This window comes from Streptomyces sp. NPDC059866 (genome assembly GCF_042731325.1).
In the GTDB taxonomy this organism is placed as follows: Bacteria; Actinomycetota; Actinomycetes; order Streptomycetales; family Streptomycetaceae; genus Streptomyces; species Streptomyces flavusporus.
In genome coordinates this window covers 1-13,366 of sequence record NZ_JBHWJT010000006.1, presented here as the reverse complement: position 1 = coordinate 13,366, position 13,366 = coordinate 1, and the positions used below count along the sequence as shown (strand labels likewise).

Sequence of the window (13,366 nt, the reverse complement as noted above, 5' to 3'; positions counted from 1 at the left end):
GGTGGAGTGACCTGGTGGAGAGTCGTCGCGGCCCGCTCAAGAGTGCGGTACCGTCCAACGTCGTGAGCCCTGTACGTCGCTGTTCGCGAACCGCTTGCGGCCGTCCCGCCGTAGCGACGCTGACGTACGTCTACGCCGACTCGACCGCGGTCCTCGGCCCGCTCGCCACCTACGCCGAACCCCACTGCTACGACCTGTGTGCCGAGCACTCCGAGCGCCTCACCGCCCCCCGCGGCTGGGAGGTCGTCCGGCTCCTCGACGGTTCGGCTCCCGCCCGGCCCAGCGGCGACGACCTGGAAGCGCTCGCCAACGCGGTGCGTGAGGCGGCCCGCCCCCAGGAGCGCGCGGCCCAGGCCGGTGGCGGCGGACGCGCGGCGGACCCGATGGAGGTCGCGCGCCGCGGCCACCTGCGGGTTCTGCGTTCACCCGACAACTGACCGAGCGGTTCGGTCGCCCCTCCCGTTGTGCATGAGTGATGCACGCCCATTGACGCGGCGTTGTCGCGGACACGGCCATTCCGTCACCCGCGAGAAATCGCTTTCCGCATGGCGGAATCCGGGGAGGCGTTCGTGTACGTGCAGGAACTGGAACCCCGTCGCCGGCTCGCTCGGCCTGTCCGCCCTGGTGGCGGTCCTGCCCCTCGTGATCGTCCTGGTCCTGCTCGGCGGCGTCCGCACGAAGGCGCACCTGGCCGCGTCACGGGCCTGCCGCTGGAGGATGTGGCGTTCGTGGTGGGGCGTCAGACCCCGCTGCCGGCCCTCGTGGTGCCGCTCGTGCTGGTCGGGCCGGTGGACGGGCGATGCGGCCTGCGGGAGACCTGGGTGCCGGCGGTGGCGTGCGGAATCGCCTTCGTCGTCGCTCAGTTCGCCGCCTCGAACTATGTTTCCGCCCAACTGGCCGACATCGGCGCCGCCTTGGCGGGCGCGGCCGCGCTGGTGGCCGTATTCGCAGGCCCCGGCACTACGACCGGTCCTTCGTCAACCACCTGCTCACGCGCGTCTGCGGCATGATCCGCCGGACAGGCCCTGGCGTGGTCGACACCCGTACAACCGGGTCCACCGGACATATCCGGAGTTGTGCCTTCAGGGGCTCGCACGCTGGGGCAACCCGTAACATCGGCGCTCCGGAGCTGAGCCGGCTCCAACTCGATCGAGTGAACGGCGCCGACATGCTCGCCTTCTGCCGCCGGTGCTCGGCTGGTTCGGTGTCGCCGTCTCCGGATCGGACACCTCGGCCGGCGCGCTCTTCGGCACCCGCCAGGTGACCGCCGCCCGCAAGCCGGGGCTGTCGCCGGAACTGCTCGCCGCCGGGTCGGCCGGAGTTCGCCGGTGCCGGACTGGATGCTGCCCTGACCTGAGGTTACGGCTGGGCTTCCGCTCACGGCCCGCCCGGAGCTCTGTCAGAGGCTGCGGGTACTTTGTGGGGCACCGACAGGACTTTTCAGGAGGGGTGGCCGTGGAGGCTGATCTGTCACAGGTCGTGAAGGCGTACGACGTACGGGGGGTCGTCCCGGACCAGTGGGACGAGTCGTCGGCCGAGCTCTTCGGCGCGGCCTTCGCCCGGGTGACCGGCGCGGACGCGATCGTGATCGGGCACGACATGCGGCCCTCGTCTCCCGGTCTGTCGGCCGCCTTCGCGCGCGGGGCGGCGGCGCAGGGCGTGGACGTGACCGAGATCGGCCTCTGCTCGACCGACCAGCTGTACTACGCCTCGGGCGCGCTGAACCTGCCCGGCGCGATGTTCACCGCCTCGCACAACCCGGCCCAGTACAACGGCATCAAGATGTGCCGCGCAGGCGCCGCCCCCGTCGGCCAGGACACCGGCCTGACGGAGATCCGCGAACTGGTCGAGCGATGGATCGAGTCGGATGCCCCGGAGCCTGCCGCCGCGCCGGGAACGATCACCCGGCGGGACACGTTGGAGGACTACGCGGCCCACCTGCGCTCCCTCGTCGACCTGACCTCGATCCGGCCCCTGAAGGTCGTCGTGGACGCGGGCAACGGCATGGGCGGTCACACCGTTCCCACGGTCTTCGCCGGCCTGCCCCTGGACCTCGTCCCGATGTACTTCGAACTCGACGGCACGTTCCCGAACCACGAGGCCAACCCCCTCGACCCGGCCAACCTCGTCGACCTGCAGAAGCGGGTCCGCGAGGAGGGCGCCGACCTCGGCATCGCCTTCGACGGCGACGCCGACCGCTGCTTCGTCGTCGACGAGAACGGCGACCCGGTCTCCCCGTCGGCCATCACCGCCCTGGTCGCCTCCCGCGAGCTGGCCAGAAACGGCGGCAAGGGCACGATCATCCACAACCTGATCACGTCCTGGTCGGTCCCGGAGGTCGTCGAGGAGAACGGCGGCACGCCGGTACGCACGCGCGTGGGCCACTCCTTCATCAAGGCCGAGATGGCCAGGACCGGCGCGATCTTCGGCGGCGAGCACTCCGCCCACTACTACTTCCGCGACTTCTGGAACGCCGACACGGGCATGCTGGCCGCGCTCCACGTCCTCGCGGCCCTCGGCGGCCAGGACGGCCCGCTGTCGGCCCTGGTCGCCCAGTACGACCGCTACGTCGGCTCCGGCGAGATCAACTCCACGGTCGACGACCAGACGGTCCGCCTCGCCGCGATCAGGGCGGCGTACGAGGGGACCGAGGGCATCACCCTCGACGAACTCGACGGCCTCACGGTCACCGCCGCCGACTGGTGGTTCAACGTCCGCCCGTCCAACACGGAACCGCTGCTCCGCCTGAACGCGGAGGCACGGGACGAGGCAACGATGACCAAGGTGCGAGACGAGGCGCTGGCGATCATTCGCGGCTGAGGTCCGCCAGGGGGTGCGTTGCGGCCAGCTCGCCACCCGTCAGTCCGCGGGCAGTCGTGCCGCCAGGGGCGGCACGGGTGGGCGCGGGCGGCACCCCGCCAGCGCCGGGCTGCGCAACCCACCCCCCAGCAGCAACGCCGCGCAGGCCTCACCCCCGCACAGCGCAGCACGCCCCCCACAGCACCCCCCACGGCGGTACCCTGACCAGGCACATCCGCACAACAACACCTGCACGCACCCGCCCGAACAAGACCACCCGATCCGCCTCCGAAGGGACGCCCCCATGCCGCTCGAAGCCGGCCTCCTGGAGATCCTCGCCTGCCCGGCCTGCCACGCTCCCCTCAAGGAGCAGGACGCGGAGCTGATCTGCACCGGCCAGGACTGCGGCCTGGCCTACCCCGTCCGCGACGGCATCCCCGTCCTCCTCGTGGACGAGGCCCGCCGCCCCGCGTGAACGAGGCCCGCTGCCCGCGCAGAACCAGGCCCGCCGCCCACGTGGACCAGGCCCCGGCCCGTACCGGCGAGGGCCCGCCCGCGTAACCGACGACCCGGCGTTCGGAGGCTCCCACCCATGCTCGACGAATCGCTGCTCGACTCCCCGGAGGGCCTCGCCGAGGCCGACCACCGAGGCCTGCTCCGCGGCGCCGCGGAAGCCGGCGCCCGCGTCCGCACCGCAGCCCGGCACGCCGCCGAGGCCGGTGTCCAGGAGCTCAAGCCCGACGGCCGCCCCCGCGCCGTCCTCATCGCCGGCCCCGGCGCCGCCGCCACCCAAGCCGCCGACCTCCTCGGCACGCTCGCCGGCCCCGGCAGCCCCGTGACCCGGCTGGCCCCCACCGGCGTAGCACCGGCCGCCGGTGCCCTGCGCTGGGAACTGCCCGGCTGGGTCGGCTCGGTCGACCTGCTCCTGATCGCCACCCCCGACGGCACCGAGCCGGGCCTGTCCCTGCTCGCCGAGCAGGCCTACCGTCGCGGCTGCACGGTCGCCGCCGTGGCGCCCGCCCGCACCCCGCTCGCCGAAGCCGCCGAGGGCGCCCACGGCCTGTTCGTACCGCTGGCGACCGCCCCGTACGAGCACGACGAACCCCTCGCCGCGTCCGCCCCCGGCGTCCTGTGGGCGCTGCTCACCCCGCTCCTCGCACTCCTGGACCGCATAGGTCTGCTCGCCGCCCCCGCCGACGCGATGGAGAAGGTCGCCGACCGGCTCGACCACATCGCCGAGCGCTGCGGGCCCGCCATCGCGGCGTACAGCAATCCCGCCAAGACCCTCGCCGCCGAACTCGCCGACGCCCTCCCGGTGATCTGGACGGAAGGCACCTCGGCCGGCCCGGCGGGCCGTCGTTTCGCCGCCGCGCTGGCCGAACTCTCCGGCACCCCGGCCGTGGTGTCGGAACTGCCCGAGGCGCTCGCCGCGCACAGCGCCCTGCTCGCCGGCCGGCTCGCCGCGGGTGCCAATCCCGAGGACTTCTTCCGCGACCGCGTCGAGGAGCCACCCGCCCTGCACGCGCGCGTGGTGCTGCTCCGCGACCGCCCGATCGGCAGCCTCACCGCCGCACCCGCCGCCCGTGACCTGGCGCTCAGCCACGACACGCCGATCAGCGAACTCGAACCGGACCCCGGCGGCGAACTGGAGACCCTCGCGGAACTGATCGCCATCACGGATTTCGCCGCCGTTTACCTGGCGCTCGCATCGAGGGCCTGATCTGACCCAGGACGAGCTGACCTCCGTACGCGGACGAGAACCCGCGTCGTACGCAGAGAGAACGGGCAGAGAGAACCGATGGACCGCCTCGACAACACCATCCGCCCCTACGCCTGGGGTTCCACCACCGCGATCCCGCAGTTGCTCGGCGTGGAGCCGACCGGCGAGCCGCAGGCCGAGATGTGGATGGGCGCGCACCCGGGCGCACCCTCGCGCACCGACCGCGGCACGCTCGTCGACGTCATCGCGGCCGACCCGGAGGGCGAACTCGGCGCCGCGGCCGTGGCCAAGTTCGGTCCCACGCTGCCCTTCCTCCTCAAGATCCTCGCCGCGGGCGCCCCCCTCTCCCTCCAGGTGCACCCCAACCTGGATCAGGCGAGGGAGGGCTACGCGGACGAGGAGCGCCGAGGCATCCCCGTGGACGCCCTGCACCGCAACTACAAGGACGCCAACCACAAACCGGAACTCATCTGCGCGCTCACCGAGTTCGACGGCCTGTGCGGCTTCCGCGACCCGAACGAGACCGCCGACCTGCTCGACGGCCTCGGCGTCGACTCCCTCAAGCCGTACGTCGACCTGCTGCACGCCCACCCCGAGGACGCGGCACTGCGCGAAGTCCTCACGGCCGTCCTCACCGCCGACCGCGAGGAGATGGCCCGCACGGTCGCCGAGGCCACCGCCGCATGCTCCCGCCTCGGCGGCGCCTACGCCCCGTACGCCGACCTCGCCCACCACTACCCCGGCGACCCGGGCGTCATCGCCGCGATGCTGCTCAACCACGTCCGCCTCCAGCCGGGCGAAGCCCTCTACCTCGGCGCGGGCATCCCGCACGCCTACCTCGACGGCCTCGGCGTCGAGATCATGGCCAACTCCGACAACGTCCTGCGCTGCGGTCTCACCCCCAAGCACGTCGACGTCCCCGAACTCCTGCGCATCGTCCGCTTCGAGCCGAGCGACCCCGGCGTGCTGCGCCCGGAGGCGTCCCCCGACGGCGAGGAGGTCTACGAGACCCCCATCGACGAGTTCCGCCTCTCCCGGTACGTCCTCCCCGCCGGCGGTGCCGCCCACGACCTCACCCGCGCCACTCCGCAGATCCTGCTCTGCACGGCCGGCACCGTACGGGCCGGCGAGCATGAGCTGACGCCCGGCCGCTCCGTCTTCGTACCGGCGGGAGAAAAGGCCGAAGTGTCCGGCGCCGGCACGGTCTTCCGGGCGACGGTGGTGGCCTGACCGACCGGCATCGGTGGCCAGGCGCGCCGTTTGTCGTACCGGGCTGCAACAATGGCCCACCGGCAAAGGACGGGCAAAGCCCACCAGCGGCGCAGCCCTGGACGGCGTACGAAGGGACAACGCGAACAACATGAGCGCGTCAGGCGGCACCAAGGCGATCGTGGCGGCACTGCTCGCCAATCTCTCGATCGCGGTAGCGAAGTTCGTGGCATTCCTCTTCAGCGGCTCGTCGTCGATGCTCGCCGAGTCGGTGCACTCGGTCGCCGACTCCGGCAACCAGGGCCTGCTGCTCCTCGGCGGCAAGAAGGCCCAGCGCGAGGCGACCCCGCAGCACCCCTTCGGCTACGGACGCGAGCGCTACATCTACGCCTTCCTCGTCTCGATCGTCCTGTTCTCCGTCGGTGGCATGTTCGCCATCTACGAGGGCTACGAGAAGATCAAGCACCCGCACGACATCGAGCACTGGTACTGGCCGGTGGGCGTCCTCGTCTTCGCGATCATCGCCGAGACCTTCTCCTTCCGGACCGCCATCAAGGAGTCCAACGTCCTGCGCGGCCAGAAGTCCTGGAAGGAGTTCGTCCGCCACGCCAAGGCCCCCGAGCTGCCGGTCGTTCTCCTGGAGGACCTCGGCGCGCTGGTCGGTCTGATCCTCGCCCTGGGCGGCGTCGGCCTGGCACTCATCACCGGTGACAGCGTCTGGGACGGCATCGGCACCCTCTGCATCGGCGTCCTGCTCATCCTGATCGCGCTCGTCCTGGCCGCCGAGACCAAGTCGCTGCTGCTCGGCGAGGCCGCGGGCGTCGAGGAGGTCCAGAAGATCGAGGCCGCGATCGTCGACGGCGACACGGTCACCCGCGTCATCCACATGCGCACGCTCCACCTCGGCCCCGAGGAACTGCTGGTCGCCGCCAAGATCGCCGTACAGCACGAGGACACGGCCGGCGAGATCGCCGCCGCCATCGACGCCGCCGAGGCCCGCATCCGCGAGGCCGTCCCGATCGCCCGCGTCATCTACCTGGAGCCGGACATCTACAGCGAGGCCGAAGCGGCCAAGGGCCCCGACCGCGCGGCGTCCCCGGGCGGCCCGGCCCCGCACGCGACCGGCCACTGACCCATTTCCATGTCCACGGCCACGGGGCCCGCCGAACATTCGGCGGGCCCCGTCGGCTGTCGTCAGGCCTGGGTGGGCCACGGTGGCACCGGCGCCGCCCTCCGCCGCCGTACGAGCATCGCGGCGATTCCCAGGCCCAGGCCCGTCAGCGCGGCAACCAACCCGAGCAGCGCACTCGCGGCGAGCAGCACCAGCACCGTGTGGTCCTCCAGCACCCGGCCCTGCACGGCGGCGACCGGCACCGTCCCGTCGTGGTCGCTCGCGAAGAACCGTGAGTCATTCGAGTTCAGCCGGTGGTCACCGAGCAAGAACAGCCGCCCTTCGGGCACCGTCACGTCGTAGGGCCGGTGTGTGCCGTCGGCGATGCCGTCCTTGACGTACGACTCCTCGAGCGGTTTCCCGTTGACGGTGAGCCGCTCCTTGTCGCCCTCACCCGTGCAGCACACGACGCGATCACCGCCCACACCGACGACCCGCTGCATGACGGCCGCGTCGAAGCTGTAGCGCTCCGGCGCCGTGAAGAACACCACATCGCCCCGTCCGACCTCGCCCCCGCCGACCACCTCGAACACGACCGTGTCACTGGTGTCGTACGTCGGCGCCATGCTCTCGCTCGGCACCGTGGCCGCCTGGTAACCCACTCGCAGCCCGACGACACACGCGACAGCCAGCAGGAGCCCCAGCGGCCCCAGCAGCCATGCCGCGACGGCGAGACCCCGCCCCTTACTCATGACGTCTCCCTCCCCGCACGGCGCTTGCGCCGTGACCGAGGCGGCAGGGTATCGGGTCTGTCGACGCGCTGTGCGGGCCCGCGTCTGCATGGTCGTGGACCGCCCTCGAGCGGCGACTGCACCTCCCGTAGGACGTCCAGCACCGCCCGCTCCTCCGGCGCCCTCAGCAGGCGCTCCCGGAACTCGGCGTCCATCAGCTTCCGCGACAGCAGCGCAAGGATCCGCAGACGCTCGTCGCCTGCGGCCGCCTCCGGTACGGCGATCCGCTCCAAGTCGCGAACGTGCCCGGCCAACCGCGGCCGATACCGATCACTTGCCCGTGAACGGCCTGAATTGTTCGAAGGCGGACTGGGGAAGGCCGGGGCGCCCGGTGTAGCTTGGGACGGAGTCAGACGTCGCTGCTGATGGCGGTCGGGCGGTCCCCAACGGACCGGCCGAGGGAGAGAGGGCCTCCGACGGACTGTGCTGCGCGCACGCGGGCACGCCTGTGTGCTTCTTCGGGCACCCATGTGTCCGCCGCCGCGCAGATCAGCCGTACCCACCCTCGACCCAACCCGAGGAGCAGCTCGCAATGACGACTGTCGACAGCCGACAGGACTTCAAGGTCGCCGACCTCTCCCTGGCCGAGTTCGGCCGCAAGGAGATCACCCTCGCCGAGCACGAGATGCCAGGCCTCATGGCGATCCGCAAGGAGTACGCCGAGGCACAGCCCCTCGCAGGCGCCCGCGTCACCGGCTCCCTGCACATGACCGTGCAGACCGCCGTCCTCATCGAGACCCTGGTCGCCCTGGGCGCGCAGGTCCGCTGGGCCTCCTGCAACATCTTCTCCACCCAGGACCACGCGGCCGCCGCCATCGCCGTCGGCCCGAACGGCACGCCCGACAACCCGCAGGGTGTCCCGGTCTTCGCCTGGAAGGGCGAGACCCTCCAGGAGTACTGGTGGTGCACCGAGCAGGCGCTGACCTGGCCGGACAGCCCCACCGGCGGCCCGAACATGATCCTGGACGACGGCGGTGACGCCACCCTCCTCGTCCACAAGGGCGTCGAGTACGAGAAGGACGGCAAGGTCCCCTCGCCCGACACGGCCGAGTCCGACGAGCACCGTGTCATCCTCGAACTGCTCACCCGCACCGTGAGCGAGACCCCGCAGAAGTGGACCCAGCTGGCGTCCGAAATCCGCGGTGTCACCGAGGAGACCACGACCGGTGTCCACCGTCTGTACGAGATGCAGCGCGAGGGCACCCTCCTGTTCCCGGCGATCAACGTCAACGACGCCGTCACCAAGTCGAAGTTCGACAACAAGTACGGCTGCCGCCACTCCCTGGTCGACGGCATCAACCGCGCCACCGACACCCTGATCGGCGGCAAGACCGCGGTGATCTGCGGCTACGGCGACGTGGGCAAGGGCTGCGCGGAGTCCCTGCGCGGACAGGGCGCCCGCGTCATCGTCACCGAGATCGACCCGATCTGCGCCCTCCAGGCCGCGATGGACGGCTACCAGGTCACCACCCTGGACGAGGTCGTCGACAAGGCCGACATCTTCATCACCACGACCGGCAACAAGGACATCATCATGGCCTCGGACATGGCCAAGATGAAGCACCAGGCCATCGTCGGCAACATCGGCCACTTCGACAACGAGATCGACATGGCCGGCCTCGCCAAGAGCCCCGGCATCGTCAAGGACGAGATCAAGCCGCAGGTCCACACCTGGACCTTCCCCGACGGCAAGAAGATCATCGTCCTCTCCGAGGGCCGCCTGCTGAACCTGGGCAACGCCACCGGTCACCCCTCGTTCGTGATGTCCAACTCCTTCGCGGACCAGACGCTGGCCCAGATCGAGCTGTTCACCAAGCCCGACGAGTACCCGACCGATGTCTACGTGCTGCCCAAGCACCTCGACGAGAAGGTCGCCCGCCTGCACCTCGACGCGCTCGGCGTGAAGCTGACCACGCTCCGCCCCGAGCAGGCCGATTACATCGGCGTCAAGGTCGAGGGCCCCTACAAGCCGGACCACTACCGCTACTGAGTCCGCAGCCGGTCCGCTGAGCAGCGCGTCCGTGCACTGAGGCGATGCTCAGCAGCAGGTCCTCCAAGGCAGGCCCCCGCACCCCCGTGCCGGGGGCCTGCCCCTTTGGCCCCGCCGGACCAGCCAGTCACACCCCAGGACCCCCATGCCCCGCGGCCGCTATTCGCTTCACGATCCGCACGATCACACCCCCTTCGCAGAAGAGCACTTCCACTGCGCCCCCGGCCCTTCCGGCTGGCGCTACGTCTCCCAGCTGACCGCCCCCTCCGGCGATCACCGAGGCTCCGTCGACCTAGCCCTCGACGAACTCGGCCGCCCCATCCGCCTGGAACTCCACGCGGCGAGCTGGCAGGTGCGTGGCGCCGCCCTCGACGGCGTCACCTGGGTCCGTACGGACCCCACCGGCGCCCATGCCACGGAAGGCAACGTCCGCGCCCACGCCTTCACCGGCACGTCCCCCGCGTTCCTCATCGCCATCACCCGTCTGCTGCGCCTCACCCCTTCCGACTCCGCAACCCGCGTACGCCTCGTCGCCTTCACTGATCCCGTCCTCGCCCCACGCACCGTGGACCAGTCCTGGACTCTGCTGAAAAGAGAAGCACACGGCACTGACAACGGCTCCCTGACCGTGGACGAATACCAGGTCACAGCCCTGGACACGGGAGAGCAGCACCTCGTCCACATCGCCGGGGACGTCGTGCTCGCGGCGCCCGGCATCGAGTTGGAGGACCTTGAGTCGCCGCCGTCCGTCTTCCCCTGAGCGCGGGCCGACTGCGGAGCCAGGAACCTCCGAGATCGCTGAGAGGACGGGCATGCCTTTCTGCCTCGCTGTCTCTGCCGCGCCGTTGGCCGTTGGGCGCCGAACCAACGGGTCTGACGCCGGCTGCGGCGCGGGCCGACGGCGTTATGCGGGCGGCACGAACCCCGTGGCGGGCCGGTGCGGATCGGCCGACGGCCCTTCCGGCGGCAGCGCGGCCGGAGGCTCCTCCGAATGATCCGAGGGGCGGCTCTCGGGCCCTGTGGCACCAGCGAGCGGGTGTGCAGGCGGCGCGGCCGCACTGTGCGGGTCCGGCACGGCGGGGGAGCGCGGTGCGGAAGGGGCTGGGGGACGCGCGTTCACCGAGCCGTACGAGCCCGGTGCCGCACCAGCCACGGACTGCGGTCCACCGGCGACGGGCGCGCCCGAAGCCATCCCGTTCCTGAAGGCCCGCCGAACCTCCCGGGCCTGTCGCTCCTGCACCACCGCGGCCAGATATGCCGCCGGAGGCACACCTTCCGGCACCGGAGTCCCGGTCCGCCCCGCGAGGTCGGCCGCCAGGCGCTCCGCCATGGCCCCGCCGACCTGCGGGTCAAGCTGCCGCATCCGCGTCAGGTACTGGCGCACGGCCAGCCACAGCCCATCCGGGACCGCGGAAAGGTCAGTCCCCGAGAACCGCCCGGCCAGCCACGGCGGTGGCGGAGGCATATAACCCGCCCGGGCGACAGGCACTCGTTCCCGTACGACCAAGGTCCCCGCGAACACATCCCCGAGCCGACGCCCCCGCTCCGAGACGAGCGAGGCGATACAGGCCACGACCCCGAACGTCATCAGAATCTCGACTGTACCGATGGCCCCCCGCACCAGCGCATGCCGGAAGCGGATCGGTCCACCGTCGTCGCGCACCACCCGCAGCCCGAACGCCGCCTTCCCCAGCGAGCGCCCATGACTGAGCGTCTCCACAGCGATCGGCCCGCCCACCAGAACCAGCAGAAATGTCGCGATGGACAGCGCGATCTGTGCAGCCTGGTCCAACGACGCCGTGGACATCACCAGAACCATCGTCACGATGAGGTACGCCGCAACGGCCACCACCAGATCGAGCAATACGGCCAGCGCCCTGCTGGGCAGCTTCGCAGGGCGCAATTCCAGCGCCACCGCCTCGCCCGTCACCAGCTCACTCACGCCCGCCGTCCTTCCCCTGGCCTGCCCTGAAGACCGCCAGTCTGCCAAGCTGAAGGCGCATCGCGCCGCAGTGCGACAAGCTGACATTCACGACGGGCCCGCCGACGAACAGCCGAGGAGCAGGCAGAACGATGGACCTCGACGTCTTCGTCTCCGCGCACCGAGCGGAATGGGACCGCCTGGAGAACCTGCTCCGGCGCCAGCGCCGTCTCACCGGCGCCGAGGCCGACGAGCTCGTCGCCCTCTACCAGCGCACTGCCACCCATCTTTCCCTGATCCAGTCCAGCGCACCCGACCCACAGCTGACCGGTCGGCTGAGCCAGCTCGTGGCACGCGCGCGCAGTGCGGTCACGGGCACCCGCCGTGCCTCTTGGCGCGATGTCACACGCTTCCTTGCGTACGGCTTCCCCGCCGCCGTCTATCGATCGCGCCAATGGTGGGTGCCCACCGCACTCCTCTCCACACTCGTCGCGGTGCTCCTCGGCTGGTGGATCGGCGCGCACCCGGAAGTCCAGGCCTCCATAGCGGCACCGAGCGAACTGCGCGAGCTCACCCGCCCCGGCGGCCAGTACGAGACCTACTACTCCAGTCACCCCGCAGCCTCCTTCGCGGCCCGCGTATGGACGAACAACGCACAGGCCGCAGCAATGTGCCTGGTCCTCGGAGTCTTCCTCGGCCTCCCGGTGCTCTGGATCCTCTTCCAGAACATGCTCAACCTCGGCATCGGATTCGGCCTGATGTCCTCGGCCGGCCGGCTCGACACCTTCCTCGGCCTCGTCCTCCCGCACGGTCTGCTCGAGCTGACGGCGGTGTTCGTCGCGGCCGGCACGGGACTGCGCCTGGGCTGGACCGTGATCGACCCAGGCCCCCGCACCCGCCGCAAGGCCCTGGCCGAGGAGGGCAGAGCTGCCGTGGGCATGGCGATAGGCCTCGCGCTGGTCCTCTTCATCTCCGGCGCCATCGAAGGCTTCGTCACCCCATCGGGCCTGCCGACCTGGGCCCGCATCAGCATCGGCGTCGTCGCCGAGGTGGCCTTCCTCGTGTACGTCTACGTGCTCGGACGTCGCGCGGCTCGGGCAGGGGACACGGGCGACGTCGACGTCGCCGAACGCAGTCAGACCGTGCCGACCGCCGCCTGATGTGCGGACACAGCAGGTGAACTGCTAGTGTCCTCTTCGCCTCACAGGAGCCGTTGACACGGAGCATGTGGGGAGGTAGATTCAAACAGTTGCCTGGACTGGACCCCGTAGGGCCCGGTCGGTGACCTTGAGAATCTACTTGCTTCACGAAACCAACTTTCGATGAAGCAGCTCCCGACGAACTCGGAAATGGATGGCCGGTCAGTCCGGCCGGAAACCTCTGATAAAGTCGGAACCGCCGGAAAGGGAAACGCGAAAGCGGGAACCTGGAAAGCGCCGAGGAAATCGGATCGGGAAAAGGTCTGATAGAGTCGGAAACGCAAGACCGAAGGGAAGCGCCCGGAGGAAAGCCGCGAGAGAGTCTCTCGGGTGAGTACGAAGGAAGCGTCCGTTCCTTGAGAACTCAACAGCGTGCCAAAAGTCAACGCCAGATATGTTGATACCCCGTCTCCGGCCGTCAGGCCGGGGCGAGGTTCCTTTGAAATAACACAGCGAGGACGCTGTGAACGGCCGGGCTTATTCCGCCTGGCTGTTCCGCTCTCGTGGTGTTCGCCCCGATCACGGGGAAAGCATTCACGGAGAGTTTGATCCTGGCTCAGGACGAACGCTGGCGGCGTGCTTAACACATGCAAGTCGAACGATGAAGCCCTTCGGGGTGGATTAGT

General features: G+C 70.4%; 11 protein-coding genes, 1 rRNA gene and 1 pseudogene. 11 read left to right on the top strand and 2 right to left on the bottom strand.

The features are described 5' to 3' along the window. Positions 1-14: 14 nt before the first annotated feature. The 7 genes and pseudogenes from ACFV7R_RS10550 to ACFV7R_RS10520 all read left to right on the top strand — a co-directional run bounded on the left by ACFV7R_RS10550 (position 15) and on the right by ACFV7R_RS10520 (position 6,860). Positions 15-437, top strand: coding sequence for a DUF3499 domain-containing protein (locus ACFV7R_RS10550; protein ID WP_053760356.1), 423 nt, complete (start codon positions 15-17; stop codon positions 435-437). A gap of 255 nt (positions 438-692) precedes the next feature. Then, a pseudogene (locus tag ACFV7R_RS10545) lies at positions 693-1,317 on the top strand (L-lactate permease); the annotation flags it as partial. Positions 1,318-1,455: 138 nt separating this feature from the next. Further along, on the top strand, positions 1,456-2,820 hold the full coding sequence (locus ACFV7R_RS10540; protein ID WP_385262818.1) for a phosphomannomutase/phosphoglucomutase: 1,365 nt from the start codon (positions 1,456-1,458) through the stop codon (positions 2,818-2,820). A 283-nt stretch (positions 2,821-3,103) separates the two neighbouring features. Beyond that, complete coding sequence (locus tag ACFV7R_RS10535) at positions 3,104-3,274, top strand: Trm112 family protein (RefSeq protein ID WP_020940431.1); 171 nt, start codon at positions 3,104-3,106, stop codon at positions 3,272-3,274. Positions 3,275-3,391: 117 nt separating this feature from the next. Beyond that, positions 3,392-4,519, top strand: a complete 1,128-nt coding sequence (locus ACFV7R_RS10530) for an SIS domain-containing protein (protein ID WP_385262186.1) — start codon at positions 3,392-3,394, stop codon at positions 4,517-4,519. Between the two features lie 78 nt (positions 4,520-4,597). Then, positions 4,598-5,749, top strand: a complete 1,152-nt coding sequence (gene manA, locus ACFV7R_RS10525; RefSeq protein WP_385262184.1) for a mannose-6-phosphate isomerase, class I — start codon at positions 4,598-4,600, stop codon at positions 5,747-5,749. 130 nt (positions 5,750-5,879) lie between these two features. Then, positions 5,880-6,860, top strand: a complete 981-nt coding sequence (locus ACFV7R_RS10520) for a cation diffusion facilitator family transporter (RefSeq protein WP_129799825.1) — start codon at positions 5,880-5,882, stop codon at positions 6,858-6,860. A gap of 62 nt (positions 6,861-6,922) precedes the next feature. On the opposite strand, the gene lepB is transcribed toward ACFV7R_RS10520, so the two are convergent. Continuing rightward, positions 6,923-7,591 (bottom strand): signal peptidase I, encoded by a 669-nt coding sequence (lepB, locus tag ACFV7R_RS10515; protein ID WP_385262181.1) that lies wholly within the window; start codon positions 7,589-7,591, stop codon positions 6,923-6,925. Between the two features lie 571 nt (positions 7,592-8,162). Here lepB and ahcY point away from each other — a divergent pair. Together ahcY and ACFV7R_RS10505 are read left to right on the top strand one after the other, a co-directional pair. Further along, on the top strand, positions 8,163-9,620 hold the full coding sequence (gene ahcY, locus ACFV7R_RS10510; protein WP_385262179.1) for an adenosylhomocysteinase: 1,458 nt from the start codon (positions 8,163-8,165) through the stop codon (positions 9,618-9,620). Positions 9,621-9,765: 145 nt separating this feature from the next. Continuing rightward, entirely contained in the window at positions 9,766-10,380 is a 615-nt protein-coding gene (locus tag ACFV7R_RS10505) for a hypothetical protein (RefSeq protein WP_385262176.1), read from the top strand. A gap of 144 nt (positions 10,381-10,524) precedes the next feature. Here the strand turns inward: ACFV7R_RS10505 and ACFV7R_RS10500 are convergent, their stop codons facing one another. Continuing rightward, positions 10,525-11,562, bottom strand: coding sequence for an RDD family protein (locus ACFV7R_RS10500; protein ID WP_385262173.1), 1,038 nt, complete (start codon positions 11,560-11,562; stop codon positions 10,525-10,527). A gap of 131 nt (positions 11,563-11,693) precedes the next feature. Here ACFV7R_RS10500 and ACFV7R_RS10495 point away from each other — a divergent pair, with 131 nt between their 5' ends. Both ACFV7R_RS10495 and ACFV7R_RS10490 read left to right on the top strand, forming a co-directional pair. Further along, the gene (locus tag ACFV7R_RS10495; protein ID WP_385262171.1) at positions 11,694-12,701 is read left to right on the top strand and encodes a stage II sporulation protein M; all 1,008 of its coding nucleotides are present in this window, start codon (positions 11,694-11,696) and stop codon (positions 12,699-12,701) included. Between the two features lie 572 nt (positions 12,702-13,273). Continuing rightward, a 16S ribosomal RNA gene (locus tag ACFV7R_RS10490) occupies positions 13,274-13,366 on the top strand; the annotation flags it as partial.

Coding starts and splice junctions, on each gene's coding strand:
- ACFV7R_RS10535 (WP_020940431.1), top strand. CDS start 3,104: ATGCCGCTCGAAGCCGGCCTCCTGGAGATCCTCGCCTGCCCGGCCTGC.
- ACFV7R_RS10530 (WP_385262186.1), top strand. CDS start 3,392: ATGCTCGACGAATCGCTGCTCGACTCCCCGGAGGGCCTCGCCGAGGCC.
- manA (WP_385262184.1), top strand. CDS start 4,598: ATGGACCGCCTCGACAACACCATCCGCCCCTACGCCTGGGGTTCCACC.
- ACFV7R_RS10520 (WP_129799825.1), top strand. CDS start 5,880: ATGAGCGCGTCAGGCGGCACCAAGGCGATCGTGGCGGCACTGCTCGCC.
- lepB (WP_385262181.1), bottom strand. CDS start 7,591: ATGAGTAAGGGGCGGGGTCTCGCCGTCGCGGCATGGCTGCTGGGGCCG.
- ahcY (WP_385262179.1), top strand. CDS start 8,163: ATGACGACTGTCGACAGCCGACAGGACTTCAAGGTCGCCGACCTCTCC.
- ACFV7R_RS10505 (WP_385262176.1), top strand. CDS start 9,766: ATGCCCCGCGGCCGCTATTCGCTTCACGATCCGCACGATCACACCCCC.
- ACFV7R_RS10495 (WP_385262171.1), top strand. CDS start 11,694: ATGGACCTCGACGTCTTCGTCTCCGCGCACCGAGCGGAATGGGACCGC.